Annotated in this window: 24 protein-coding genes; 7 read left to right on the forward strand and 17 right to left on the reverse strand. The window is 59.7% G+C overall.

Annotation, left to right across the window (positions count from 1 at the left end; genetic code table 11):
• Nucleotides 1-216: 216 nt before the first annotated feature.
• On the forward strand, nt 217-2,085 hold the full coding sequence (gene kup, locus OXR61_RS20415) for a low affinity potassium transporter Kup (protein WP_021509482.1): 1,869 nt from the start codon (nt 217-219) through the stop codon (nt 2,083-2,085).
• Between the two features lie 294 nt (nt 2,086-2,379).
• Nucleotides 2,380-2,685 (forward strand): DUF1471 domain-containing protein, encoded by a 306-nt coding sequence (locus OXR61_RS20420; protein ID WP_021509483.1) that lies wholly within the window; start codon nt 2,380-2,382, stop codon nt 2,683-2,685.
• 25 nt (nt 2,686-2,710) lie between these two features.
• Here the strand turns inward: OXR61_RS20420 and OXR61_RS20425 are convergent, their stop codons facing one another.
• From OXR61_RS20425 to leuC, 4 genes are read right to left on the reverse strand one after another with little or no spacing between them, the layout of a single operon-like run.
• Complete coding sequence (locus OXR61_RS20425; RefSeq protein WP_021509484.1) at nt 2,711-3,673, reverse strand: LysR family transcriptional regulator; 963 nt, start codon at nt 3,671-3,673, stop codon at nt 2,711-2,713.
• 30 nt (nt 3,674-3,703) lie between these two features.
• Nucleotides 3,704-4,618, reverse strand: a complete 915-nt coding sequence (locus tag OXR61_RS20430; protein WP_021509485.1) for an alpha/beta hydrolase — start codon at nt 4,616-4,618, stop codon at nt 3,704-3,706.
• Nucleotides 4,615-5,238: a 3-isopropylmalate dehydratase small subunit gene (leuD, locus tag OXR61_RS20435; protein ID WP_021509486.1), complete on the reverse strand. Its 624-nt coding sequence runs from the start codon at nt 5,236-5,238 to the stop codon at nt 4,615-4,617. Before leuD ends, OXR61_RS20430 begins: the two co-directional genes overlap by 4 nt.
• 1 nt (nt 5,239) lies before the next feature.
• A complete protein-coding gene (gene leuC / locus OXR61_RS20440; RefSeq protein WP_241798511.1) occupies nt 5,240-6,661 on the reverse strand; it encodes a 3-isopropylmalate dehydratase large subunit in 1,422 nt (473 codons plus the stop codon).
• 367 nt (nt 6,662-7,028) lie between these two features.
• Between leuC and mqo the strand changes: the two genes are divergently transcribed.
• The gene (gene mqo / locus OXR61_RS20445) at nt 7,029-8,675 is read left to right on the forward strand and encodes a malate dehydrogenase (quinone) (RefSeq protein WP_021509488.1); all 1,647 of its coding nucleotides are present in this window, start codon (nt 7,029-7,031) and stop codon (nt 8,673-8,675) included.
• 849 nt (nt 8,676-9,524) lie between these two features.
• Here the strand turns inward: mqo and OXR61_RS20450 are convergent.
• From OXR61_RS20450 to OXR61_RS20465, 4 genes are all read right to left on the reverse strand, one after another.
• Nucleotides 9,525-10,775 carry an NAD(P)/FAD-dependent oxidoreductase gene (locus tag OXR61_RS20450; RefSeq protein ID WP_021509489.1) on the reverse strand — a complete coding sequence of 417 codons (1,251 nt, stop codon included), beginning with the start codon at nt 10,773-10,775 and terminating at the stop codon, nt 9,525-9,527.
• A 108-nt stretch (nt 10,776-10,883) separates the two neighbouring features.
• A complete protein-coding gene (locus OXR61_RS20455) occupies nt 10,884-11,702 on the reverse strand; it encodes an ABC transporter permease (protein WP_021509490.1) in 819 nt (272 codons plus the stop codon).
• Between the two features lies 1 nt (nt 11,703).
• Complete coding sequence (locus OXR61_RS20460; RefSeq protein WP_021509491.1) at nt 11,704-12,558, reverse strand: ABC transporter permease; 855 nt, start codon at nt 12,556-12,558, stop codon at nt 11,704-11,706.
• 69 nt (nt 12,559-12,627) lie between these two features.
• The gene (locus OXR61_RS20465) at nt 12,628-13,659 is read right to left on the reverse strand and encodes an ABC transporter substrate-binding protein (protein WP_031280105.1); all 1,032 of its coding nucleotides are present in this window, start codon (nt 13,657-13,659) and stop codon (nt 12,628-12,630) included.
• A gap of 364 nt (nt 13,660-14,023) precedes the next feature.
• On the opposite strand from OXR61_RS20465, the gene OXR61_RS20470 reads away from it, so the two are divergent.
• Nucleotides 14,024-14,986: a LysR family transcriptional regulator gene (locus tag OXR61_RS20470; RefSeq protein WP_021509493.1), complete on the forward strand. Its 963-nt coding sequence runs from the start codon at nt 14,024-14,026 to the stop codon at nt 14,984-14,986.
• A gap of 5 nt (nt 14,987-14,991) precedes the next feature.
• Here the strand turns inward: OXR61_RS20470 and OXR61_RS20475 are convergent, their stop codons facing one another.
• The 9 genes from OXR61_RS20475 to OXR61_RS20515 form a co-directional block, all read right to left on the reverse strand.
• On the reverse strand, nt 14,992-15,921 hold the full coding sequence (locus OXR61_RS20475; RefSeq protein ID WP_021509494.1) for a glyoxylate/hydroxypyruvate reductase A: 930 nt from the start codon (nt 15,919-15,921) through the stop codon (nt 14,992-14,994).
• Entirely contained in the window at nt 15,918-16,364 is a 447-nt protein-coding gene (locus OXR61_RS20480) for a type II 3-dehydroquinate dehydratase (protein WP_021509495.1), read from the reverse strand. The genes OXR61_RS20475 and OXR61_RS20480 overlap by 4 nt, the downstream gene beginning before the upstream one ends.
• Nucleotides 16,365-16,374: 10 nt before the next feature.
• Nucleotides 16,375-16,989: a glutathione S-transferase N-terminal domain-containing protein gene (locus tag OXR61_RS20485; RefSeq protein WP_021509496.1), complete on the reverse strand. Its 615-nt coding sequence runs from the start codon at nt 16,987-16,989 to the stop codon at nt 16,375-16,377.
• Nucleotides 16,986-17,993, reverse strand: coding sequence for an NAD(P)H-quinone oxidoreductase (locus OXR61_RS20490; RefSeq protein ID WP_021509497.1), 1,008 nt, complete (start codon nt 17,991-17,993; stop codon nt 16,986-16,988). The genes OXR61_RS20485 and OXR61_RS20490 overlap by 4 nt, the downstream gene beginning before the upstream one ends.
• A gap of 3 nt (nt 17,994-17,996) precedes the next feature.
• Entirely contained in the window at nt 17,997-19,139 is a 1,143-nt protein-coding gene (locus tag OXR61_RS20495) for an ABC transporter ATP-binding protein (protein WP_021509498.1), read from the reverse strand.
• A gap of 38 nt (nt 19,140-19,177) precedes the next feature.
• Entirely contained in the window at nt 19,178-20,329 is a 1,152-nt protein-coding gene (argE, locus tag OXR61_RS20500; RefSeq protein ID WP_021509499.1) for an acetylornithine deacetylase, read from the reverse strand.
• 15 nt (nt 20,330-20,344) lie between these two features.
• Nucleotides 20,345-21,019 (reverse strand): DUF1028 domain-containing protein, encoded by a 675-nt coding sequence (locus tag OXR61_RS20505; protein WP_021509500.1) that lies wholly within the window; start codon nt 21,017-21,019, stop codon nt 20,345-20,347.
• A 13-nt stretch (nt 21,020-21,032) separates the two neighbouring features.
• Nucleotides 21,033-21,458 carry a RidA family protein gene (locus OXR61_RS20510; protein WP_021509501.1) on the reverse strand — a complete coding sequence of 142 codons (426 nt, stop codon included), beginning with the start codon at nt 21,456-21,458 and terminating at the stop codon, nt 21,033-21,035.
• Nucleotides 21,459-21,605: 147 nt separating this feature from the next.
• Nucleotides 21,606-22,319 (reverse strand): IclR family transcriptional regulator, encoded by a 714-nt coding sequence (locus OXR61_RS20515; RefSeq protein WP_021509502.1) that lies wholly within the window; start codon nt 22,317-22,319, stop codon nt 21,606-21,608.
• A gap of 170 nt (nt 22,320-22,489) precedes the next feature.
• Between OXR61_RS20515 and OXR61_RS20520 the strand changes: the two genes are divergently transcribed.
• The 3 genes from OXR61_RS20520 to OXR61_RS20530 are packed head-to-tail and all read left to right on the forward strand — an operon-like array spanning nt 22,490 to nt 25,049.
• Nucleotides 22,490-23,182, forward strand: coding sequence for a diguanylate cyclase (locus tag OXR61_RS20520; protein WP_021509503.1), 693 nt, complete (start codon nt 22,490-22,492; stop codon nt 23,180-23,182).
• Nucleotides 23,182-24,120: a hydroxyacid dehydrogenase gene (locus OXR61_RS20525; RefSeq protein ID WP_021509504.1), complete on the forward strand. Its 939-nt coding sequence runs from the start codon at nt 23,182-23,184 to the stop codon at nt 24,118-24,120. Before OXR61_RS20520 ends, OXR61_RS20525 begins: the two co-directional genes overlap by 1 nt.
• Nucleotides 24,117-25,049 (forward strand): SMP-30/gluconolactonase/LRE family protein, encoded by a 933-nt coding sequence (locus OXR61_RS20530; RefSeq protein ID WP_021509505.1) that lies wholly within the window; start codon nt 24,117-24,119, stop codon nt 25,047-25,049. The genes OXR61_RS20525 and OXR61_RS20530 overlap by 4 nt, the downstream gene beginning before the upstream one ends.
• Nucleotides 25,050-25,055 lie beyond the last annotated feature (6 nt).

Here is a 25,055-nt window from a genome sequence, read left to right on the forward strand (position 1 = left end):
TCTGAATCGTCTACACTTCAGGTTGAAAAAGCCGCAGCGGTGTAAAAATGGCGTAAAAATTTGGCCGATTGGTATAAAAATCGTGTACAAAAAAACGCCACCCCCTACCGATTACGCCGCTGAAACGCTATCTTCGCCAGCATAAAAGTGGGTGATTGCGACACGCCAGTGCGGTTGATGGCGCTCGCCCTTTCTCCCTGAAAAAACAGGAAATGTATGAGTCAATCAGAGAAACAGTCTCTGCCTGCTGGCATGCTGGCCGCCGCCGGCATCGTGTTTGGTGATATCGGTACCAGCCCGCTGTATACCCTGAAAGAGTGTCTGTCGATTTTGCCGGACGGCGCGCCGTCGGCGCTGGCGGTGATGGGCTTTCTGTCGCTGATCTTCTGGGCGCTGACGCTCATCGTCACGTTGAAATATGTCTGCTTCGTGATGCGCGCCGACCACGACGGCGAAGGCGGCATTCTCACCCTGATGTCGCTGGCTCGCCGCAACGTTGGCCGCAAAGCCGGTCATATCATCGTGCTGGCCGGTCTGATTGGCGGCGCATTTTTCTATGGTGATGGCGTGATCACTCCAGCCATCTCGGTGCTGTCGGCCATCGAAGGGATTCAGGTGGTCTCGCCCGGGCTGGAAAAATATGTGGTGCCGCTGGCGCTCACCATTCTCGCGCTGCTGTTCATTATTCAGAAACACGGCACGGAAAAGGTCAGCCGGGTGTTTGGCCCGGTGATGTTTGTCTGGTTTGTGGCCATCGGCGCACTTGGCATACGCGGTATTCTGCTCAACCCGGAAGTGCTGCACGCGCTCAGTCCGTCCTATGCGCTGACCTTCCTGCTCAGCCACAAAGCGCTCTCGCTCGCGGCGATGGGCATGGTGGTGCTGGCGGTGACCGGCGCGGAAGCGCTGTATGCGGATATGGGCCACCTGGGCAAAGCGCCGATTCGTCTCGCCTGGCTGGTGATCGCCATGCCGGCGCTGATACTGAATTACTTCGGCCAGGGCGCGCTGGTGATCGCCGATGCGCAGGCGCTGAACAATCCGTTCTTTAACCTGGCTCCCGGCTGGGCGCAGATTCCGCTGATTGTGCTGTCAACGCTGGCCACGGTCATCGCGGCGCAGGCGGTGATTTCCGGTGTCTATACCCTGACGCATCAGGCCATTCGCCAGGGCTTTTTACCGCCGATGCGCATCATCTTTACCTCGCATACCGAGTCCGGGCAGATTTACATTCCGGTGGTTAACTGGCTGCTGTTCACCGCCGTGATGCTGATTGTGCTGGTTTTCCGTCAGTCGTCGGCGTTGTCCTCGGCATACGGCATCGTAGTGACCGGCACCATGGTGATCACTGCGTGTCTGGCGGGCGTGGTGGCGCTGCGTAACTGGCGCTGGCCGCTGCCGCTGGCGCTATTGTTCCTGCTGTGTATGCTGGTGGTCGACGTGCCGCTGTTCATCGCCAACCTGATGAAACTGCTGTCCGGCGGCTGGGTGCCGGTGCTGCTGGCGCTGACCATGATGGGATTGATGCTGATCTGGAGCAGCGAGCGTAACCGCCTGATTCGCCGTTTGAATAACGATCATGACGGTTTACTGGCGCTGGTGAAATCGCTGGAGAGCAATCCGCCGAACCGCGTCGAGGGCACCGCCATCTTCCTCGCGCGCAAGGAGTTTGAAATTCCCCAGGCACTGTTGCACAACCTCAAGCACAACCGCGTGCTGCACCGCCGCGTGGTGCTGTTGCATATCCGCACCACCGACACGCCGCGCGTCTATAACCAGCAGCGCATTAGCATTACGCAATTGTCGCCGTCGTTCTGGCAGGTCACTGCCGCCTACGGCTGGCGTGAAGTGCCGTCGATGGCCGAGATTCTGCATCTGTGCGGACTGGAAGGTTTTGGCTGCACGGTGAATGAAGCGTCATTTTTTACCGCGCACGATACGCTGGTGATGAAAAAACGCCGCGGCCTGGCGCGGGTGCGCGGCGGGATTTTTCACTTCTGCCAGCGCAACGCGCTGCGCGCCCATGAGCAATTTCATATTCCGCCCAATCGGGTGATCGAACTGGGCGGCCAGCGCGAATTTTAAGCCGCAGGGCCACGGATGGCCGGATTTGCCTGCACATGATGCAGCGACTTTTTTAATGGCAAATGTAAGCAGATGAAAAAATATTAGCGAAACATTACCGGAGTTGTGGCGGAACTTTTCTTAACATCTGATTAGCAATTAAAGCTAAAACGCATAACCTCAAAAGGTGTTTATTAACCCTACCGGCATGATGATTCACCGTGCGCTTTGCCGGAATGTATAAACCAATAAACAACGATCTCAGGATCGGTTAATTCACTTCCGGCTCTGTTGTTATTTTTGAGGAGTAAGACCATGAAAGCGTTAATTAACGATGTGATTTCCATTTTTACGCCGCAAAATGTTAAACCGGTTTTAATTCGCGCCGATTTGACGCACCGCGAATTATCCTCAATCCATCCGGCAGGTGTGACCTCAGTAAGCTGGGCCACGTCAATGGAAGAGTTAACAGACGCCATTGTGAAAAAAGCCCAGGCGGCTGGAGCCGTCGGTTATCACATCACCGACGTTGAATCGCATGAGCCGGGCCACGACGGCCAGCACGTGATGGCTGCCACCGCCACGCTTTATCACATCAATGACAAGGTGGCTTACGGCTGATGCCGGGATTAACGCGTTTTTCTGTTTATGGCCTGCCCGTCATTTCCGGCAGGCTTTTTTCATTAAAATAGGCGGCGAGAAAATCGAGAAAAACTTTAATACGCTGCGATTCTGCGGCGCGTTGCGTATACACCGCCCAGATATTGGCTTCCTGATACCACTGCGGTAATACCGCCACCAGCTCGCCCGTCGCCAGATACGGCGCCACATCCCACGCTGAACGCAGCGCAATACCATGCCCCTGCAACGCCCAGTGCAGAATCACCTTGCCGCTATTGGAAGAGTAATGGCTGTTCAGGCGACACAATACCTGCTGCTCGCCATTGGTCAATGCCCAGTTTCCAAATGAATTATCGCGTTCATTAATGATCAGACAGCTGTGATGAATTAACGCATCCAGCGAGGCTGGCATACCGGCGCGGGATAAATACGCCGGCGCGGCACATAAAATGCGCCGGTTGGCAATCAGCCGGCGGGCAATATAGGAAGGATTGAGATCGTCGCCAACGCAGATTTCCACATCCGTGCCGCTCTGTAGCAGGTCGAATGCCCGATCGCTTAGCATCAGTTTAATATTCAGCGACGGATGCTGGTGAATAAATGCCGAAACCGCATCCGATAAATAGTCCTGACCGAAACCAAATGAGCAGCCGACGGTAATTTCCCCGGTCAGCTCGCCGCGCCACTGACGGAAATTATTGAGAAAGCCATCCATTTCCTGCACTACCTGCAGCGCGCCCTCCAGCGCTTTTTCACCTTCCGGCGTCAGGCGCATCACGCGGTTAGTGCGGAAAAACAGCCGCGTCTCCAGCTGTTTTTCCAGAATGGCGATGCGTTTACTGATGTAAGACGGTGACTGACCCAGCTCAATCGCCGCGCGGCCGAAACCGTCATGCCGCGCCACGCTGATAAACACGTACAGGTCTTCAATCGACGGCCAACCCTGTAACGGCTTCTGATAACTTTTTCCGGCAAGCAGTATTTTCATAACAGCACATGGTGAGTGAACGCCACGTGGTTATAACACAGATCCCAGGAAGCGCTGAAGCGAGTGCAGAAACCGCTCTGGCACCTCTTCCTGCGGTGAATGGCCGCACGGTAACGCCTCGCCCTGCACCCGCAGCGCCTTGTCCTGCCAGGTGTGCACCACATCATACAGCTGACCGACCGTGCCCTTTTCGCCCCATAGCAGTAACAGCGGGCAGGCAATGCGCCGGTCGCTGTCAGCGGCATCGTGTTGCAAATCGATGCTGGCGGCGGCGCGATAATCTTCACATACTGCGTGGATCATCGCCGGATCCCGATAGCAGCGCAGATAATCTTCGAATATCGCCGCTTCGGTCGCACCCGGCGTTTTCAGCTGGCCATCAATGTGTTTACGCAAAAAGAACGCCGGATCGTGACCAATCATGGTCTCCGGCAGCGGGTGCGGCTGAATCAGGAAGAACCACCAGAAATAGCGCGTGGCGAACGCCTGATCGGTCAGCGCGTACATGGTGGCAGTGGGTGCGATATCGACAAACACGCAGCAGCTGACTTTCTCCGGGTGATCGAGCGCCAGCCGGTGCCCGACGCGCCCGCCGCGATCGTGGCCGACAAACGCCACGCGCTGCAGGCCGAGCGCGTCGATCAGCTGGCTGATATCCTGCGCCATGCTGCGTTTGGCATACGGCAGATGTTCAGCGTCACTGGCGGGCTTGTCGCTGGCACCGTAGCCGCGCAAATCCGGCAGGATCACCTGATAGTGCTGCGCCAGCTGTGGTGCGATTTTACGCCAGGCCAGATGATTTTGCGGATGGCCGTGCAGCATCAGCAAAGGCGTGCCCTTGCCGCCGCTGGCCACGCGTAGCGTAACGCCATTATCCAGCGTCACATCCTGCAGGGTAAAACCGGCGATAAACGGCGACGGGCCGCGGTCGATAATCTTACTCATGGTTGCTCCCTGGTGCGCTGCAGCCACGGGCGCTGCGCAAAGTGCTGCGCTTCAAACTGGCGGATATCTGCTTCATATTGCAGCGTCCAGTCTACCGCGCTGCCGCCACCGATCAGCATCTCGCGCTTCAGGGCACTGACCGTAAAGTGAATCACTTCATCCGCGAACCGAATGGTTTGCTGCTCCAGCGATACGCTGATGGTGTTGCGCTGCGCATCGGCGGCCACCGCGCTCAGACGCTGATAATCCGCCTCGCTCAGGCTCAGCGTCAGCACGCCGTTACGCTGGCAGTTGTCGTCAAAAATGCCGGCGAAGCTGGTGCCGATAATCGCGCGGATGCCCAGCTGATTCAGCCCCCACACTGCATGTTCGCGGCTGGAGCCACAGCCAAAGTTGGCGCCGACCAGCAAAAACGTCGCGTTCTGCCAGCCCGGCTGATTGAGGATGAAATCAGGGTTTGGTGCACCGTCGGCCAGAAAGCGCAGGTCAAAGAACACGCCGCGATCCAGCCCCTGCCGGTCAATGCCTTTGAGAAACTGCTTGGGCATAATCACATCGGTATCGATGTTAGCAGCCGGCAGCGGTGCCAGCTTGCCGGTGATGGTAGTGAAAGCTTGCATATTAAACCCCGGATTGCAGATAGTGACGAACATCAACCAGATGGCCCGCCAGCGCAGCGGCGGCGACCATCGCCGGACTCATTAAGTGAGTGCGCGCGCCCGCGCCCTGACGGCCGGCAAAGTTACGATTGGTGCCCGATGCGCAACGATCGCCCGGTGCCAGCACATCTTCGTTCATCGCCAGACACATCGAGCAGCCCGACTGACGCCACTCGAAGCCGGCGTCGATAAAGATGGCCGCCAGCCCTTCCGCCTCCGCCTGCTGCCGCACCTGGGTTGAGCCCGGAACAATGATGCCGCGCACGTGCGGCGCGATTTTTCGGGTGCCAATCACTGCTGCCGCAGCGCGCAAATCTTCAATGCGCCCATTGGTGCAGGAGCCGATAAACGCGTGGGTGATGGCAATGTCGGCCAGCGGCGTGCCGGCCTGCAGCCCCATGTAGTGCAGTGCATTTTTAATCGCCTGCTGTTTCACCAGATCGGGTTCGTCAGCCGGATTGGGCACGTGGCCGCTGATGGCGCAGGCCTGATCCGGGCTGATGCCCCAGGTGACTTTCGGTTCCAGATCGCTGCAATCAATGGTCAGTTGCCGCTCAAATACCGCATCATCATCGCTGCGCAACGTGCGCCACTCGGCCAGCGCCTGCTGCCACAGCTCGCCCACCGGCATTTGCGGTTTGCCGGCAATGTAAGCGTAGACCTTGTCATCCGGCGCGATAATCGCCCCGCGCGCACCGGCTTCCACTGCCATGTTACACAGCGTCATACGCCCTTCCATGCTCAGCGCATCGATCGCGCTGCCGGTAAACTCAATCGCATACCCCGTAGCGCCGGATGCGCCAATCTGTTCGATCAACGCCAGCACGATGTCTTTGGCGGCGCAGCCAAACGGCAGCTCGCCGGTAACTTCAACGCGCATGGTTTTCAGCGTGCGATAAATCAATGTCTGTGTCGCCAGCAGGTGCTCGATTTCCGAGGTGCCGATGCCAAACCCCAGCGCGCCAAACGCCCCGTAAGTGGTGGTATGGCTGTCGCCGGCGGCAATCACCATCCCCGGCATCACCAGCCCCTGCTCGTGCGCCACCACATGTTCAATGCCCTGTCGCGGGTCGAGCACGTCAAACAGTTCAATGCCAAAGTGCTCCGCATTTTTGCGGAAGTAATCGACCTGCAGCTGACCGCCTGCGTCGGTCATCGCCGCATCGCGCACCGGCCGCGTCGGGTTCACGTGGTCAACGTTGAGTAGAATGGTGGCCGGATGGCGCACGCGCCGCGACCGGTCGCGCAGACCGCTAAACGCCTGCGGGCTGGTGTATTCATTGAGGATTGACCGGTCGATGTAGAGCAGCACGTGCCCCTCATCGTCCAGGTGACGTACCACATGCTGTTCGATCAGCTTTTCATACAGGGTTTTGCCCGCCATGCTCATGTCCACGCGAAAGTTAAACAAGCCATCAGAGACCTTAGGGTAAACCCATTCGGCGTCAGATCATCAACACGCTCCGTGCAGTGATAGTGCATGATTTGTCATCGCGGCAGCGGATTTAATTTGACCTAAGTCGTGCCCGTGGTTATAAATAATAACCGCGCTCCGTTAGCGGATATATTGTTGCTTTTTCCCGCATTGCTGCTGTATTCCTGCCGTTTATTTCGCCATCCCGCTTTTATGAAAGTTAATTAATTGCCATCAATAGTTAATTAACTAAAAACAAGTTAATCTTTTCGTAACAATCTTTTAATTTGCCAACCGAATTTTTAACGTTCATCTGCAAAGAATAAACAGGACTGGCATGACTCAGACCAAAAAACTTGTGTCCGCGCTTTCGCTGACGGCACTGCTTGTCTCTTCAGCGGTTCACGCTGAGAACGCACCAGAAAAAACCGACGTGCTGCTGATTGGCGGCGGTATCATGAGCGCCTCGCTCGGTACCTGGCTGCAGGAGCTGCAACCGGGCTGGAAACAACTGATGGTTGAGCGTCTCGACGGCGTCGCGCTGGAATCCTCCAACGGCTGGAATAACGCCGGTACTGGCCACTCTGCCAACATGGAGCTGAACTACACGCCAGAGCGTGCAGACGGTTCCATCGATGTGAGCAAGGCGCTGGAAATCAATGAATCGTTCATGATTACCCGCCAGTTCCTGACCAGCCAGGTACAGCGTGGCGTGCTGCACGATCCGCGTTCGTTCATCAACTCCACCCCGCACATGAGCTTTGTCTGGGGCGACAAAAATGTCGAATATCTGACCAAGCGCTATGCGGCGCTGCAGAAAACCACCCTGTTCCAGGGCATGAAGTTCTCTACCGATCACAAGCAGATCGAGCAGTGGGCACCGCTGGTAATGGAAGGTCGCGATCCGAATCAAAAAGTGGCCGCCACCTGGACGCCGGTGGGTACCGATGTGAACTACGGTGAAATTACCCGTCAGCTGATCGGCAGCCTGCAGAAAGATCAGAACTTCAAGCTGGAAACTTCCTCTGAAGTCACCGATTTCAAACGCAACAGCGACAACTCCTGGCACGTCACCATCAAAGACGTGAAGAGCGGCGCAAACCGTGAAGTGGATGCGAAATACGTATTCATCGGCGCGGGCGGTGCGGCGATCAAGCTGCTGCAAAAAACCGGTATTCCTGAAGCCGATAACTACGGCGGTTTCCCGGTGGGCGGTTCGTTCCTGATGACCGAAAACCCGGAAATCACCAGCCGTCACCTGCAGAAAGTATATGGTCAGGCTTCCGTAGGCGCACCGCCAATGTCGGTACCGCACATTGATGCCCGTAACCTCGACGGTAAAAAAGTGGTGCTGTTTGGGCCGTTCGCCACGTTCTCAACCAAATACCTGAAGAACGGTTCGCTGTTTGATCTGCTGAGCGCCACCACCACCAGCAACTTCATGCCGATGACGCACGTGGGCATCGATAACTTTGACCTGGTGAAATACCTGATTGGTCAGGTGATGCTGAACGATGACGACCGCTTTGCCGCGCTGAAAGAGTACTACCCGAACGCGCGTAAAGAGGACTGGAAACTGATTCAGGCCGGCCAGCGTGTGCAGATCATCAAGAAAGATGCTGAGAAAGGCGGCGTGCTGAAGCTGGGTACCGAAATCGTGACCGATCAGCAGAAAACCGTGGCGGCCCTGCTGGGTGCTTCACCGGGTGCATCTACCGCGGCACCGATCACCCTGAACGTGATGCAGAAGCTGTTCCCGCAGCAGTTCGCGTCACCGGAGTGGCAGCAGAAGATCCGCGCTATCGTGCCAAGCTTCGGCCAGAAGCTGAACGGCAACACCGCGCTGACCCAGCAGGTATGGGATAACACCGCATCCGTGCTGCAGCTGACCAAACCGCCAGTGATTAACATGGACGATCAGCAGTCGGCACCTGCGCAGGCCAAACCGCGCGAAGAGTCCGCGAAGCAGGATATGGCGCTGTAATAGGCCATCGCTGAGTCAATCGAACCGATGCCGGTGCGCGAGCAATCGCCCATCGGCATTTTTTTATCTGGAATCTGATGATTGCTATGTCAGGTTGCGCAATAAATTGCGCCGCTACGGTTTGTGCGCGCTGTGTTTTCTACACCTTGCAACCGCACCTGGTGTAGCGGCACGATTTATCGTGCTGGTTGTCCATCGCACTGCTGCCTGTTGCGCAATAAATTGCGCCGCTACGGTTTGTGCGCGTTGTGATTACTGCATCTTGCAACCGCACCTGGTGTAGCGGCACGATTTATCGTGCTAGTTGTCCGCTGCGCTGCTGCCCGATGCGCAATAAATTGCGCCGCTACGGTTTGTGCGCGTTGTGATTACTGCACCTTCCAGCCGCACCTGTTGTAGCGGCACGATTTATCGTGCTGGTTGTCCATCGCACTGCTGCCTGTTGCGCAATAAATTGCGCCGCTACGGTTTGTGCGCGCTGTGAATACTGCACCTTCCAGCCGCACCTGTTGTAGCGGCACGATTTATCGTGCTGGTTGTCCATCGCACTGCTGCCTGTTGCGCAATAAATTGCGCCGCTACGGTTTGTGCGCGTTGTGATTACTGCACCTTCCAGCCGCACCTGGTGTAGCGGCACGATTTATCGTGCTGGTTGTCCGCTGCGCTGCTGCTCAATGCGCAATCAATTGCGCCGCTACGGTTTGTGCGCGTTGTGATTACTGCACCTTCCAGCCGCACCTGATGTAGCGGCACGATTTATCGTGCTAATTCAAAGGTTGCAAGACAACAGTACGTGAGGGCTTTGTGAATCTTCCGTAGGGTGCGCATTCATGCGCACCTGGAAAATAATTACGATTTTACGTAATCCGAATAGGCATTTTGCAGCGCGATGTGGTCGGCAATATATTTCGCATCGTGCCACACGCCGTAAATAAACGACGACGCCCGGTTGACCAGATTGGGCAGGCCAAGGAAATAAATACCGCGCTCGGCAGAAATACCGCGCTTGTGGAATGGCAGGCCCTGTTCATCGAAGGCATCCACCTGCAGCCAGCTGAAATCAAATTTAAACCCGGTGGCCCAGATAATGGTGCTGATGCCCGCCGCCTGCACGTCCAGCTGCATCAGCGGATTTAACAGGCAGTCCGGATCCGGCAACAGCTCCCACGCCTGCGGCTCGGCCGGTAAATCCAGCCCGTTGCGCTCAATGTACGCATCCGCATCGCGCAGCACCTCGAAATAGGCTCTGTCACCTTCGGCGATATTCTCTGCCAGCCCAGGCGCAAAGCGCAGCACGCCGTTATCCCAGCGCTCGGTGATGCCGACCAGCGTAATGCCCATATGGGCCAGCCGGCGGAAATCCACGGTTTTACCGCCTTCATAGCCGCTGACGGCAAAGGCCACGTGCTGTTTCTTCGGCTTGATTTTCACTTCGTCCCACAGCCCCAGCGCGCCAAGCCACCAGCAGTAATCACGGTCGCGATAGGCGCGTGGCGGGCGGTAGTGCTCACCGACCGACAGAAACACCTCGCGGCCGGCCTGACGCAGCTCTTCGGCAATCTGGGTGCCGGACGCACCCGCACCCACAACCAGCACCGCACCGGGCGCCAGCTGCTGTGGATTTTTGTACGCCGATGAGTGGATCTGCTGCGGCACCGCGCCTTCAGGCACAATGGCCGGGAACGCGGGTTTCTGAAACGGCCCGGTGGCAGCCACCACATTGTCCGCGTCGAATTCTCCCGCCGACGTCACCACCCGGAAGCCGCTGCGTCCGGGCAGCCGCGTCACCTGCTGTACTTCAACCCCGGTGCGCACCGGCGCGTTGAGCATCTTTGCGTAATCCTCGAAATACTGCGCCATGCGCTCTTTCGGCGGAAACGCCTCCGGTGAAATGTTATCAAACTTCAGCGAAGGAAAGCGGTCGTGCCACGCCGGGCCGTTGGCCACCAGCGAGTCCCAGCGTTCGGAGCGCCAGCGCTCGGCAATGCGGCTGCGCTCCAGCACCACGTGCGGGATCTGCATCTGCGCCAGATGTTCGCTCATGGCGATACCCGCCTGGCCCGCTCCGACAATCACGGTATTGATTTTTTCTACTGACATAGGTCATCCCCGAATAGTTGGCATGCCACCAGCGCGGCGCAAATATTACGCCGCTGGCGATTAACACCAGGTTGTCATGTTTAACGGCGGCCCGATGGCACAGCGAAATTAATGCCCGGCCTCAACGTTTAATATTTTTCCCAGCCCGAAAAATTTATTGGCGATTATTAACATCGCGGCGGTCACCACAATATAAATAACCGACAGCGCCGCCAGCGTCGGGTCGGCAAATTCACGCACGTAGTTGTACATCGCCACCGGCAGCGTCTGCGTCGCCTGGGTGGTAATAAACAGCGAGGCGGTAAATTCATTGAATGAGAGAATCGCGGCGAACAGCCAGCCACCAAACAGGCCCGGCAGAATCAGCGGCACGGTAATGGTCCATACCACGCGCAGCGGCGATGCGCCGAGGCTGGCCGCCGCCAGTTCTATCCGCTGCTCGAGATTTTTCAACGATACATAGACGCTGCGCAGCACGAACGGCAGCACCAGCACTACGTGGCAGAAAATCACCAGCGCGTAGCCGCGTCCCAGGTTGAGCTGCGACACCAGCATCAGCAGGCCGAGGCCAATGGTGAAATGCGGAATAAACAGTGGTGACAGCAGAATGCTCTCCAGCACCTGTTTGCAGGGAAAGCGATAGCGCTCGATGGCAATCGCCAGCGTGGCACCGATGACAACCGCCAGCGTTGACGCCCATGCTGTGACAATCAGTCCGGACCAGAAGCCGTGACGAAAATCGTCGTAGCTCAGCGCCCGCTCAAACCAGCGCAGCGACCAGCCTTTCGGCGGGAAGAACAGCACGGAGGTGCTGCTGAACGACGAGATAAACACCACGACGGTGGGCAACATGACAAACGCCAGAATGGCGATCACCAGCAGTTTACCCAGCAGCGCAATCAGTTTGTCGTTGTGAGAACGGGTCATATCAGTGCCCTCCCATGGCGTGCAGGAAGCGCGTCATGCGCTTCAGCGCCAGCAGCAGCAGAATGGTCAGCAGCAGGCCAGCAATGCTCAGCGCTGCGGCAAACGGGAAGTTCATCGAGGAGAAGCCCAGCTGATACACCAGCGTAGCCACGGTACTGACGCGCCCGCCGCCAATCAGTTGGGGCGTCGCGAAAGCGCTGAAGGTCCAGGCAAACGCGGTGGTCAGGCTGGCGATGATGCCGGGAATGGATAGCGGAATGGTCACCGTCAGCAGCGCGCGTACCGGCCCGGCACCAAGGCTGGTGGCGGCTTTTTCGTAGTCCGGATTGATGTGTGACAGCGCCGTCGCCAGCATCAGCACCATGATCGGCATGGTGACATGCACCAGCGCGACCACCACACCGGTCTGGGTAAACATAAACTGGATCGGCTGGCTGATGATGCCCAGCGCCAGCAGCAGGCTATTAAGAAAGCCGCTATTACCCAGCACGATAATCCACGAATAGGTGCGCACCACTTCCCCCAGAAACAGCGGAGTAATCGCGATGATCAGAATGGTGGATTTGATCCACGCAGTGCGGGTGCGCACCAGCGCATAGGCCAGTGGGTAACTCATCAGCAAACCAAACAGGGCCGTTTTGGCACTGAGCAGCACGGTATTGAGAAACGCGTCGCCATAGATGCGTTTGAACAGGCCACTGAAATTGGCCAGCGTAAAGCCGCCGACATCCAGCGAGCCGGGGATGTACGCGCGCACGCTGAACTGCATCACCGCAAACATCGCGACGACCAGCCCCATCGCGGTCAGCGTGGCGGGAAGAATGAACCAGGGTAAAAATGTCGGTTTTTTCGTCATGGACGTTACTGCCTGCATAGGTGTTACCGGCTACGGCGAGGCACCCGCCCCGCCGCAGCACCAGGACAATCAGTGAGACATGATGTTTTCAGAGAACCACTGACGCCACTCGGCAGTTTTCTCCGCACGCAGTTGGGGATCGGTATTGATGGTGGCATTCCACTGCGCCGGCGTGGTCAGCATACCTGGCAGCTTCGCCAGCTCCGGATCGATATGCGCGTTGGTCACCGTGGGGCTACCGCGATAGATCTTCGCCACCTGCTGCTGTATTTCCGGTTTCAGCGCGATGTTGATGAACTTGTACGCCAGATCGGTATGTTTGCTGCCTTTATTGATGCCGACGGTATCCACGCCGAGGATCGCGCCCTCTTTCGGTATCGCCAGCTTGATGTTGACCCCTTCCGCAATCATGCTGTAGGCGTTCATCGACAGCATCACCTGCACCGGCGTTTCTCCGGTGGAGATCAGCTGCTGGCTGTTGGCATCATCGGTGTAGAACGATTTGATGTTAGGAATCAGCGCTTTCAGCTTCGCCTGGCCCTGCTGCCAGTGCGCCGCATCGCTGCCGGAGAGTTTGGCGGCCACGGCGATGATGTGGCTTGGATCCCAGTCGGGCAGCGCCAGCGTGCCTTTCAGCTCCGGTTTCCACAGGTCGTTCCAGCTGGTGAAGGTTTCCCCTTTCGGCACCAAATCCGGACGGTAGCCAATGGTGTAGACGTAGCCCCACACGCCAAGGTGATACGGGCTGACTTTCGCCTGCTGCACCAGGTTGACCGCGTTAGGGATTTTGCTCATGTCGAGCTTCTCGAACAGGCCGCTGTTGGCATACAGATAGCCGACGTGCGCGGTGGTAAAGGTCACGTCAGTTTCCGGCGAACCGCCCGCCAGTTTGGCTTTGTTGAGGCGATCGATGGTGCCGCCGGTGACGAACTGCACTTCGACGCCGGTCTCTTTGGTGAACTCTTTAGCGATGGTTTGATCGATCAGATCTTTAAAGCTGCCGCCCCAGGTGCTGACAATCAGCTTGTCGGCGGCCATGGCATTCCCTGCGCTCAGAATTCCCGTGGTTAACAACGTTAAGGCACACATCTTACGCAACATATTTTTGTCCCCAGTGAATGAAAAGGCTGTTATCGCTGCTCTGAACCACCGTTGATTCGCCACGGCGCGCTGCGCCAAAACAGTGCGAAAGTGAAAAGCAGGTGTCACAGCGATTCTGCCGCTGGCCGCTGCTGCGGTAAAACAGCCTTTTCCTCGCCGTTGCATCGGAATTTCTGACGCTAAAAAAGTCGCTGCTTTGCAACGGATTTTCTTAAGCCCTGGTGAGGCAGAAGCGAATGGGCGTGAAGCGTCAGGCAGGGGATTATGCTGCTATTCGCTGTCCGGCATGATAAATGCATGGAAACAGGGGTAAATAGAAAAGCCGGCGCGACAAGATCGCGCTGGCGACACCAGGAGAATCTGCATGCTCAGTCGCATCACCCAGCGCCAGCTGGAATACTTCGTCGCGTCCGGCGAAGCCGGCAGCATTATTGGCGCATCCGAACGTATTCACGTGTCGTCACCGTCGATCTCGGCCGCCATTACTCACATCGAATCCGAGCTGGGGGTGCAGCTGTTTGTGCGCCACCACGCGCAGGGCGTGTCGCTCACCGCCATTGGCCATCAGGTATTAAAAGAGGCGAAGCTGATTCTGGAACAGATGTCGAATCTGTATACCATCGCCTCAGAGTCGCTGAACAACGTGCGCGGCCCGCTGCGCGTCGGCTGTCTCGACACGCTGGCCCCGATGCTGACGCCGGAGCTGGTATTTGGCTTTGGCCGCGCCTTCCCCGGTGTGCGCATCACGCTGGTGGAGGGCAATCATGAACAGCTGCTGAAACAGCTGCGCGCCGCCGATATCGATATCGCGCTGACCTACGATCTGGTGCCGGCCAGCGACATCGCGTTTCAGTCGCTGGCGCAGCTGCCGCCGTATGTGATGGTCGGCGAACATCACCCGTTTGCCAGTCAGTCTGCGGTGACCATTCAGGATCTCGCTACGGTGCCGATGGTGCTGCTGGATATGCCATGGAGCCGCGAATATTTTCTCAGCCTGTTTAGCGAAGCGGGCGTCACGCCCAACATTGTGATGCGCTCTGGCAATATGGAAGTGGTACGCGCGATGGTGGCCAACGGCGTGGGATTTGGCATCGCCAATGTGCGGCCCAAAGCCAATCTGTCGCAGGATGGCAAACGGGTGATCCGCGTGCGCCTTGCCGGCGTGAACCGGCCGATGTTGCTGGGATACGCCACGGTGGCCCACGTGCAGCAGTCGATGGTGGTCAACGCCTTCGCCGAACGCTGCCGCATGTTCATCTCCGATCAATACATTCCCGGCATGGCCGCGCCAAGCTACTTCGACCCGCAGGTGGTGCGCGTCGCCTGACGCGCTCAGTAACCCCGCGCGGGAAACACCTGGTTGAGCACCGGCTCGCCGCGCATCACCCGCTGGATGTTATCAGCCACCTGACGCGCGGCGCTGGCCGGGATCGCTACCGACGCCAGATGCGGCGTAATCAGCACATTCTCCATGCCCCACAGCGCATCGTCGGGCGGCAGCGGCTCGCGATCAAACACGTCTAATGTGGCGTGCCCGATCTGTCCGCTCTGCAGCGCCGCGGTCAGCGCGGGCTGATCGACAATCGCGCCGCGCGACACGTTGATCAGCGCGCAGCCCGGTGGCAACCGCGCCAGACGCTGCGCATCCAGCAAACCGTGAGTTTCCGGCGTGAGCGGCAGCATCACCACCAGAATGTCGCTGCTGGACAGAAACGCATCCAGCGCCTGCGCACCGTTGACGCAGTGAATGCCGTCCAGCGCTTTGGGCGACCGCGACCAGCCGCGCACGTCAAAGCCCTGACGCGCCAGCTCGCGCGCCGCATACGCACCCAGTTCGCCCAGCCCCAACACGCCCACGCGAATCGACGCCGGCTCGCGCGGATGCAGATAGTGCCAGCGATGTTCACGCTGTGCGCGCTCAAATGCCGGTATGTCACGCGCGTAACGCAGCACGGCAAACAGCACGTAACCGGCCATCATGCGCGCCATATCCGGGTCCGATAGCCGGACGATCGGGATGTCAGGCAGGTCGTCGCGCCCTACCAGCGAGTCGACGCCCGCGCCCAGATTCACCAGCAATTTCAGCTGGCGATACGGGGCAAAAAAGCCGCGCGGCGGCTTCCACGCCAGCGCAAACTGCACGCTATCGGCATCCGCAACCTGATCGGCACGGCAGATAGCGACATCCGGTAACTGCGGTGCCAGCAGCGCCGACCACGCCTCAAAGCTGTCGAACTCGCTGTAAAACACCAGAGTCGTCATGCGCTGGGCTCCTGAAGCAGCGTCGCCAGCGCATCGATAGCCAGTTCATAACCCAGCGCGCCCAGCCCGGCGATCACGCCGGTGGCGGCTTTCGATACCAGCGACTGATGACGAAACGGCTCGCGCTGCCAGAGATTGCTCATGTGCGCTTCGATGATCGGGCCATCAAACATCAGCAGCGCATCCAGAATCGGTACCGAGCGATACGACAACCCGGCGGCATTGATGATCAGCCCGTTTGCCTGCTGGCGCGCTTCCTGAATCCAGTCCACCAGCACCCCTTCATGATTGCTCTGACGAAACTGCAGCCTGAGGCCGTGCGCGTCGGCGCGCCGCTGACAGCGCTCGCCGATGCTGGCGAAACTGTCGCTGCCGTAGGTACCGTGGCGATCCATGCCGTAGAGATTGGCATTCGGCCCATTGAGAAAGAAAATCTGAGACATGGCGGCTCCGTTACAGGTGCGGGCGCGTCGCGGCCATCGCCGGGTGCGCGTCAAAAAGGGCAAACCAGGCGGCGCTCTGCGGATGCGTGGCGCGCCAGTTGAGTTCAGCAAAACGGAAGTCGAGGTAGCCCAATCCGCAGCCGATGGCGATCAACCCGAGATCGTCGGGCGTGCGGCTGAACGCCTCCGCCTGCTGCTCAATGGCCGCCAGCGCAGCCGCCACTTTGGTCAGCTGCGCATCGCGCCACGCTGACCACTGCTTTTCCAGCGGGCGGGCGCTGGTTTCGTAGCGCGCCAGCAGCGCGGCGTCCAGCAGCCCATCACCCAGCGCCTGGCGCGTGAGGCACAGCCAGCGTGCCTCGCCGTCTGTCGGCAGCAGCTGGCCCGCAGCGCGCTGGTTAAGGTATTCGCAGATCACCCGGCTGTCGTATAAACATAGTCCCTGTTCGGTGCGCAGCGCCGGCACTTTGGCCAGCGGATTAAACGCGGCAATGCGCGCATCGCGCTCGATGGGGTGCGCCGCCGACGCCAGCAGGGTGATCTCCGGCGCCAGACCCAGCAGCCGGGCGCACACCATCACTTTTCGCACGTAAGGCGAGGTAGAGGCGTAATAGAGTTCCATCATGGCATAGCCTCCGCATCTGGCAGCAGCAGCACTTTACCGATATTGGCATTGGCTTCGAGGATGCGGTGCGCCTGCGCGGCGGCCGTCAGTGGCAATCGCTGATGCACCTGCGGCGTGATGCGCCCGGCGGCCAGTAAAGGCAGCAGATGGGCGCGCACGCACTGCGCCAGACGCGCTTTTTCCGCCGCGCTTTTCGGTCTCAGCGTGGAAGAGGTCAGGCTTAAGCCTTTGCGCATGATCAGCTGTAAATCGATCTCCACCGTGGCCCGCTGCATAAAGGCGAGGCTGACGTGCCGCCCGCCCGCTGCCAGCACACTGAGGTTGCGCGCAATGTAGTCGCCGCCGACGTTATCCAGCACCACATCCACGCCGCGTTCCCGGGTCAGCGTCTGAATCACCGCCACAAAATCTTCGCTATGGCGATCGATGGCGCGCCAGACGCCCAGCTGCTGCAGCGCGGCAATTTTCTCCGCACCGCCAGCGGTGGCAATCACCCGTGCGCCACAAGCCTGGGCGCACTGGATCGCCAGCGTGCCCACGCCGCTGGCCGCGCCGTGAATCAGCACGCTGTCGCCCGGCATCAGACGGCCCAGCTCAAACAGGTTGTGCCAGACGGTAAACGCGGCTTCGGGAAACCCCGCCGCGTGGCTGAGCGGCAGCGTGTCCGGCACCGGCAGGCACAGGTCGGCGCGCGCCACGCAGTATTGTGCATAACCGCCGCCGCTGAGCAGCGCCATCACCGCCATGCCCGGCTGCAGTTCGCTGACGCCTGCGCCGAGCGCAACGATGACGCCCGCCGCTTCCAGCCCGAGGATATCGCTGCAGCCTGGCGGCGGTGGCATGCCGTTGCGCTGCAGAATATCAGGCCGGTTAACCCCTGCGCTGACCACGCGCAGCAACACTTCGCCCGGTCCCGGCTGCGGCACCGGACGCTGCACCGCAGTCAGCACCTCTGCACCACCCGGCTGTGCGGCGATGATCGCCGTCATGGTTTCCGTTGTCATGCGTTAACCCTGTGCGTCGCTGGCGAAGGCACAAACGCCCTCATCATCAAAAGTCAGCCCCACCACGCTGCCGACCGGCCAGCGCGTCAGCGCCTCCAGTCCGGACTGACGGGCAAACAGTGAGGCACTGCCGAGCGCCGGGATATCGAGGTGCACGTCAACGTGATCGCCCTGAAACACGTGTGTCAGTACCGTGGCACTGAGCAGCGCCTGCGGACCGAGCGGCGCCAGCTGCACATTTTCCGGACGCACATACACATCGAGCCGGTCGCCGACGCTGGCCTGCACCCGTTTGGCCGGCAGGCGCAGCGTGTTGCCGCCCAGCTCCAGCAGCGCGCTGGTGTCGCGGCCGGCGTAGCGGCCCGGCAGAATATTCACGTCACCAACGAAGCTGGCGACAAACGGATCCTGCGGGCGGCGATAGATCTCATCCGGCGGCCCAATCTGGCGCACGTGACCGGCCGACATCACTACCACGCGGTCGCTCATGCTCAGCGCTTCGCCCTGATCGTGGGTAACAAAGACCGTGGTCACGCCGAGTTTGCGCTGAATCGCTTTCAGCTCGACCTGCATGGATAAACGCAAATTTTTGTCCAGCGCGGAGAACGGCTCATCCAGCAGCAACACTTTGGGACGAATCACCAGCGCGCGTGCCAGCGCCACGCGCTGCTGCTGCCCGCCGGACAGTTCACGCGGCTTGCGCTGGCCGTAACCCGCCAGCTTCACCAGCGCCAGTGCCTGCCCGACCCGCTCGGCGATCTCCGCTTTCGGCACGCCGCGCATACGCAAGCCGTAGCCGACATTTTTCTCCACCGTCATGTGCGGAAACAGCGCGTAGTTCTGAAACACGATGCCGATCTCGCGCTGATAGGGCGGGATTTCTGTCACCAGTTCGCCATCGATAAAAATCTCACCGCCGTCGGCTTCGGCAAAGCCGGCCATCAGGTTCAGCAGCGTGGTTTTGCCGCAGCCGGACGGGCCGAGCAGCGTAATGAACTCACCTTCGTGGATGGTGAGAGAAATTTTATGCAGCGCGATGGCATCACCAAAGCGCTTCAGGACGCCATCCAGCTGCACCGCCACGTTGGCCTTATGCGGTGCCGATGACAGCGGCTGCGGAAACGGGGTTACTTCTGCACTGACCATACAATCTCCGGATTCGGACGGGGTGGCTCGTCGCGGGTTCATTCGCACATCCAGGTCGCCAGCCGGCGTAACAGGCTGTCACAGGCGTCCAGCTGTGCGAGGGTGATAAATTCGTCGGGCTTATGGCCCTGCTCCATACTGCCGGGACCGCACACCACACAGGGGATGCCGGCGGCGGCAAACAGTCCTCCTTCAGTGCCAAACGCTACGGTGCCGAAGCTGTCGCTGCCGCTCAGCCGGGCAATCAGCTGTGCCGCGGCACTGTGCGCGGCGGTATCCAGCCCGGGATAGGCGCTGAGCGGCGAGAAGCGGATGGCGCTGGCGGGCTGCACCGCGCGCATCTGCGGCTCCAGCGTCTGCTGCGCATACGCCACCAGCTCCTCTGCCACCTGCTGCGCATCCTCCTGCGGCAGCGTGCGTACTTCGAAATCAAAACTGCAGGCGTCAGGCACGATATTCAGCGCGCGTCCGCCGTGGATCACCCCGGTTTGCACGGTGGTAAATGGCGGATCGAAGCGCGCATCCTGCCGATCCGGCACCGCCAGACGTTCACCGATGACGGTTAAGCGCTGGATCAGCTTCGCGGCGTATTCAATCGCATTAACGCCCTGCGGCGCGTACGCCGAGTGGCAGGCCGCGCCCTGCACTTCACAGCGCATTGCCAGCTTGCCTTTGTGGCCCAGCACCGGACGCAGTTCTGTCGGCTCGCCAATCAGGCAGATCGCCGGTCGATCGCTGCGCTGCGCCAGCGCCTTCACCAGCGAGCGCACGCCGAGGCAACCCACCTCTTCGTCATAGGAGATAGCCAGATGCAGCGGCTGACGCAGCGGCTGGGCGAGAAAATGCGGCACAGCAGCCAGCATGCAGGCGAGAAAGCCTTTCATGTCTGCCGTGCCGCGTCCGTACAGCTTGCCGTCACGTTCGGTGAGCGCAAACGGCGGCACCGTCCACGTCTGGCCATCAACCGGCACCACATCGCTGTGACCCGATAGCATCACCCCGCCGCTGCCGGCTGGCCCGAGCCGCGCATAGAGATTGGCCTTGCTGCGTTCTGCGTTGTGCATCAGTTCACAGGTCACGCCCAGCCCGCTGAGGTAGCGCCAGCAGAAATCGATCAGCGCCAGGTTGGATTCGCGGCTGGTGGTGTCGAAAGCCACCAGATGTTCGAGCAGGTTACGGCTGGTCAACATCGCGTCTCCTCACGCTTATTCATCACCCGGCACGCCGTAACGGGGTGCCAGCGTGGGATTGAGCGCGCGCGTCAGGTAATCCTGCATCTGCGGCTGATAGGCCAGCCACAGCTGATGAAGTTCTGCGATGGGATCGCCCTCCGTCCAGTCAACGCGCAGATCAACCAGCGGCCACGACGGTTCGCCCACCACTGCCAGCGCCGCCGAATGAACCGGCCCGGCTTCACCTCCGGCGGCCATCCCGGCCTGCATGGCCGCGATTAACCGTGCGGCCAGTTCGCCCGGCTGCTGCGTAAACGCGCTGACCATCGCCGCAATCACCTCGGGATTCGCCAGCAAATTACCGGCCGCCACGCAGTCGCTGCCGCACAGCGCGTGATTCACCCCCAGCGTGTGCGTTCCGCTGAAGCAGGCACTGCTGCCGTCGGCCGCCAGCACCGTAAGCTGGCGATAATCAAAAAAGTCATCGCTGGCAAGGCCGCTCTGCAGCGCCTGCTGCGCCGTCTCGCCCTGACTCAGACGATCAAGGATGCGCGGGCCCAGCGCCGGCAGCGTGATGTTCTGTGTGGAGACCGCGCCGACACCGGCGCGCAGCCACGGACAGCGTGCGCCGACCGCAATACTCGACGAGCTGACCGCAATGCCCAGCTGGCCGGTTTGCGCACAGCGTCCAACAATCGATAACGTCATGATGCGATGCTCCTTATTGCGGCTGCCAGTCGTCGGGGATCACCGCAATCACGTCGATCTCCATCAGCCACTGCGGCTGGCCCAGTCCCGAGATCACCAGACCGGTGGAGATGGGAAACACGCCTTTCAGCCACTTGCCGACCACCTGATACACCGGCTCGCGATAGCGCGGGTCGATGATGTAGGTGGTGGTTTTCACGATGTGCGACAGGTCGCTGCCCGCTTCTTCGAGCAGTTGCTTCACGTTTTTCATCGCCTGCTCGGCCTGCGCTGCCGGATCGCCCAGCCCCACCAGGTTGCCTTCGAAGTCGGTGCCAATCTGGCCACGCACGTAAACGGTGTTGCCGGCGCGCACGGCCTGACACAGGTCGTTGTCCAGCGACTGATTAGGATAGGTATCTTTGGTGTTGAATTTGCGGATGCGGGTATGGGTGCTCATGATGCCTGCCAGCGTTTAATTGGTTTCCGCAAGGTATACCGGGCTTAGCGCAGCAGGGAAAACAGCATTAACTGAGGTGTTGCTTTGAAAAATCCGAAGGAGTGCGGCAGGCCTGCTGGCCCGCCGGTGAGTGATTAATGCGCAGCCTTACTTAGCCGCATAAACCGCATCACAAAATGCTTTGCGCGCGCCCAGTTTGGCTGACAGGCGTGCAGCCGCTTCGCGCATCAACACACCTAACTCTTCATCTTTGCGATTCAGCGTCAGACGCGAAACCGGGCCGGTCAGCGCCAGCGCAGCGGTCAGCCGGTCATTTTCGGCGAATACCGGTACGGCAAAGGCCGCGATGTGCGGATCGCGCGCGCCCGAACTGAATATTGGCAGCGACGGCAGCGCATCGAAGAGATTTTCATTCATGCCCCAGAAACGCAGCACCTTACTGATGGCTGAGTTATCGAGCGGAAAAATCGTCCCCGGCAGGCGCGTATGACGCAGGCCATCAGACGATTCAGCACGAAACAGGCACAGACGCTGGCCGTTATCCAGTACGTACCAGCTGGCGCTCTCGTTGGTCGCCGTTGCCAGCGCCTGCAATTCCGGCTGCACCACGCTGGCCAGATGGAATGATTGCTCATAAAGCTTGCCGAGGTATAACAGACGCGGGCCGAGCGTGTAGACACCGCTGTCACTGCGCACCACATAGCCCATCCTTTCCAGCGAGTTCATCAGACGATAGACAGTGGTTTTGTGATAGCCGGAAAGCTGCGACAGCGCAGTCAGCGACAGGCTCTCTTCGCCCGGCTTAAAACAATCCAGCAGCGACAACGCCTTCTCCACCGCATTAACGCCTTCATTTCCCATTTTTTCCTCCTGATTTGTGCCGTCCTGAGTGTACCTGAAAACTGTGAGTCACATCGTGTTTACATCACAAACACCTTCGTAACACTGGCATGCGGCGTCAGATCGTCGATATAGTTGTTTTATATTGTACAACATTGTTGTACCAGGTAAAACAAACCACGAGGTGAATTATGTCTGTGTCTGCAAATAACTTGATCAACCGCAACATCGAGCGCGTCAGCGCCCTGTCCGTCAGCCAGGCCGCCGCATTCCAGGCGGCGATTCTGGCCGATGTCGCCGGTCGTCGCGGCACCCTGCATGGCCGCGTTAAGCCGCTGTCGCCGCAGATGAAAGTCGCCGGGCCGGCCATCACGGTGGAAGTGCGTCCGGGCGATAACCTGGCGATTCACGCAGCGCTGGCTATCGCCCAGCCGGGTGATGTGCTGGTGGTGGACGGCAAAGGCGACATCAGTTGCGCGCTGCTGGGTGAAATCATGGCTACCCAGGCCGAAGCGTCCGGCATCGCCGGCATCATCATTGATGGCGCGGTGCGTGATGCTGACGCCCTCGCGCAGGGCAGCTATCCGGTGTTTGCGGCCGGCCTCAACCCGAGCGGCCCTACCAAAAGTATTCCCGGACGCGTGAACCATCCGGTGTCGGTGGCCGGTGCGTCGATTGAGCCGGGCGACCTGGTGGTCGGCGATGCCGATGGCGTGGTGGTGATCGCTAAACAGGATGTGGAACGCATCATTGCCCTGGCGGCGAAGAAGCTGGACGCCGAAACGCGCCGCATCGCGGGTATTAAGCAGGGCGATTTGCGTCCGGGCTGGCTGGAAGGTGCCCTGCGCGCGGCGGGTATGTTAGCAGAAGGAGAATCGCTGTAATGAGCAACGTAAAAACTATCCTCATCACCGGCAGCGACCTGGCTGCTGAAGCCGTCGAGCTGCTGCAGGACTATCAGCTGATTTATGCCGGACGCCAGCCGCAGGAAGCCGATTTGATCGCGCTGTGCGAGCGCCATAATCCTCAGGCGATCATTGTGCGCTATGGCAAAATCAACGGGCGCATCATGGACGCCGCGCCGGCGCTGCGCGTGATCTCCAAGCACGGCAGCGGTATCGACGTTATCGATCAGCAGGCGGCGGCGGAACGCCAGATTGCGGTCCGCGCGGCAGTAGGCGCCAATGCCGCCGCCGTGTCGGAGCATGCGTGGGCGCTAATCCTCGCCTGTGCTAAATCCGTGCCGCAGCTGGACCGCCGGATGCGCGACGGGCACTGGGATAAAGCGCAGCATAAATCGCTGGAGCTGGAAGAACGCACGCTCGGCCTGGTCGGTCTGGGTGCCATCGGCAGCCGCGTGGCGCGCATCGGCCAGGCCTTCGGTATGCAGGTGCTGGCCCACGATCCTTATGCGCAAACCTTGCCGGCTGGCTGTGAAGCGGTTGAATCACTGGATGAACTGTACAGCCGTGCCGATGTGGTGTCGCTGCACTGTCCGCTGACGGACAGCAATCACCAGATGATCAACGCGGCCGCCCTCGCCCGTTTTAAGCCTGGCGCGATTCTGGTCAACACCGCGCGCGGCGGACTGATTGACGATCAGGCGGTGGCGACCGCGCTGCAAAACGGCACGCTGCGTGCCGCCGGACTGGACAGCTTCACCAGCGAGCCGCTGACTGCACCGCATCTGTGGCAGTCGCTCAACAATGTGATTATTACGCCGCACATTGGTGGCGTGAGCGACAATGCTTACGTGCGCATGGGCACCGGTGCCGCGCGCAACGCGTTGCAGGTTCTGCAGGAGCAGGAGGCGGTATCATGACCGTGCTCACCGTACCGGAGGTGCGCGAGTTAACGCTGTTTTCGCGCCTGCCTGAAGCGTTTCGCCGGCCGGACGCCGGCAATGTCTGGGCTGCCGCCAATCGCGGCGGCCAGCTTACCGACTCCTTTCTCGAAGGCCCGGTGTGGCATCCCTCCGGCTGTCTGTATGTCACCGACATTCCCTATGGCCGCATCTTTCGCGTCGATATGAGCGGCAACTGGGAGCTGGTGGTGCAGTATGACGGTGAGCCCAACGGCATGAAGCTGACCGATCCGGACACGCTGATCATCACCGATTACCGTAACGGCCTGATGAAGCTGTCAATCAGCAGCGCCACTATCACGCCGTGGCTGACGCGGCGTAATAGCGAAAGCTTTCGCGGCGTCAACGATTTAACGCCTGACAGTCGCGGCAATCTCTATTTTACCGATCAGGGCCAGACCGGGCTGCACGATGCCAGCGGACGCGTCTATCGGCTCAGTCCGGATGGCCGGCTGGATCTGCTGCTGGATAACTGCCCGAGCCCGAACGGCCTGGTGCTTTCGCCGGATGAGAAAATCCTCTACGTGGCGATGACGCGCGGCAACTGCGTGTGGCGCGTGCCACTGCTGGCGGATGGTTCGGTGAGCAAAGTTGGACTGTTCTTTACCTCGCACGGACCCAGCGGGCCGGACGGGCTGACCATCAATCAGCGCGGCGAACTGCTGATCGCCAATCCCGGCCTGGGGCGCGTCTGGCGTCTTAACGATCTGGCTGAACCGGAAGAGATTCTGCTCAGTCCGCTGGGTCGCTCCACCACCAACCTGTGCTTCGGCGGGGCCGACCTTAACCAGCTGTTTATCACCGAATCGGTCAGCGGCAGCATCCTGACCTGCACCCAGAACACGCCAGGCCGCGCGTTGCCGGCCATCGATACCTCGTTTCTCTGACTACAA

This window comes from Pantoea sp. GM_Pan_4, from assembly GCF_026541005.1.
GTDB classification, from domain to species: domain Bacteria; phylum Pseudomonadota; class Gammaproteobacteria; order Enterobacterales; family Enterobacteriaceae; genus Pantoea; species Pantoea dispersa.

Coding starts and splice junctions, on each gene's coding strand:
- leuC (WP_241798511.1), bottom strand. CDS start 6,661: ATGGCGGGCAAAACCCTGTATGAAAAGCTGATCGAACAGCATGTGGTA.
- OXR61_RS20460 (WP_021509491.1), bottom strand. CDS start 12,558: ATGACGAAAAAACCGACATTTTTACCCTGGTTCATTCTTCCCGCCACG.
- OXR61_RS20450 (WP_021509489.1), bottom strand. CDS start 10,775: ATGTCAGTAGAAAAAATCAATACCGTGATTGTCGGAGCGGGCCAGGCG.
- OXR61_RS20420 (WP_021509483.1), top strand. CDS start 2,380: ATGAAAGCGTTAATTAACGATGTGATTTCCATTTTTACGCCGCAAAAT.
- OXR61_RS20525 (WP_021509504.1), top strand. CDS start 23,182: ATGAGCAACGTAAAAACTATCCTCATCACCGGCAGCGACCTGGCTGCT.
- OXR61_RS20485 (WP_021509496.1), bottom strand. CDS start 16,989: ATGATGGAACTCTATTACGCCTCTACCTCGCCTTACGTGCGAAAAGTG.
- OXR61_RS20510 (WP_021509501.1), bottom strand. CDS start 21,458: ATGAGCACCCATACCCGCATCCGCAAATTCAACACCAAAGATACCTAT.
- kup (WP_021509482.1), top strand. CDS start 217: ATGAGTCAATCAGAGAAACAGTCTCTGCCTGCTGGCATGCTGGCCGCC.
- OXR61_RS20520 (WP_021509503.1), top strand. CDS start 22,490: ATGTCTGTGTCTGCAAATAACTTGATCAACCGCAACATCGAGCGCGTC.
- leuD (WP_021509486.1), bottom strand. CDS start 5,238: ATGCAAGCTTTCACTACCATCACCGGCAAGCTGGCACCGCTGCCGGCT.
- OXR61_RS20515 (WP_021509502.1), bottom strand. CDS start 22,319: ATGGGAAATGAAGGCGTTAATGCGGTGGAGAAGGCGTTGTCGCTGCTG.
- OXR61_RS20465 (WP_031280105.1), bottom strand. CDS start 13,659: ATGTTGCGTAAGATGTGTGCCTTAACGTTGTTAACCACGGGAATTCTG.
- mqo (WP_021509488.1), top strand. CDS start 7,029: ATGACTCAGACCAAAAAACTTGTGTCCGCGCTTTCGCTGACGGCACTG.
- OXR61_RS20425 (WP_021509484.1), bottom strand. CDS start 3,673: ATGAAAATACTGCTTGCCGGAAAAAGTTATCAGAAGCCGTTACAGGGT.
- argE (WP_021509499.1), bottom strand. CDS start 20,329: ATGTTGACCAGCCGTAACCTGCTCGAACATCTGGTGGCTTTCGACACC.
- OXR61_RS20530 (WP_021509505.1), top strand. CDS start 24,117: ATGACCGTGCTCACCGTACCGGAGGTGCGCGAGTTAACGCTGTTTTCG.
- OXR61_RS20430 (WP_021509485.1), bottom strand. CDS start 4,618: ATGAGTAAGATTATCGACCGCGGCCCGTCGCCGTTTATCGCCGGTTTT.
- OXR61_RS20480 (WP_021509495.1), bottom strand. CDS start 16,364: ATGTCTCAGATTTTCTTTCTCAATGGGCCGAATGCCAATCTCTACGGC.
- OXR61_RS20455 (WP_021509490.1), bottom strand. CDS start 11,702: ATGACCCGTTCTCACAACGACAAACTGATTGCGCTGCTGGGTAAACTG.
- OXR61_RS20505 (WP_021509500.1), bottom strand. CDS start 21,019: ATGACGTTATCGATTGTTGGACGCTGTGCGCAAACCGGCCAGCTGGGC.
- OXR61_RS20490 (WP_021509497.1), bottom strand. CDS start 17,993: ATGACAACGGAAACCATGACGGCGATCATCGCCGCACAGCCGGGTGGT.
- OXR61_RS20470 (WP_021509493.1), top strand. CDS start 14,024: ATGCTCAGTCGCATCACCCAGCGCCAGCTGGAATACTTCGTCGCGTCC.
- OXR61_RS20475 (WP_021509494.1), bottom strand. CDS start 15,921: ATGACGACTCTGGTGTTTTACAGCGAGTTCGACAGCTTTGAGGCGTGG.
- OXR61_RS20495 (WP_021509498.1), bottom strand. CDS start 19,139: ATGGTCAGTGCAGAAGTAACCCCGTTTCCGCAGCCGCTGTCATCGGCA.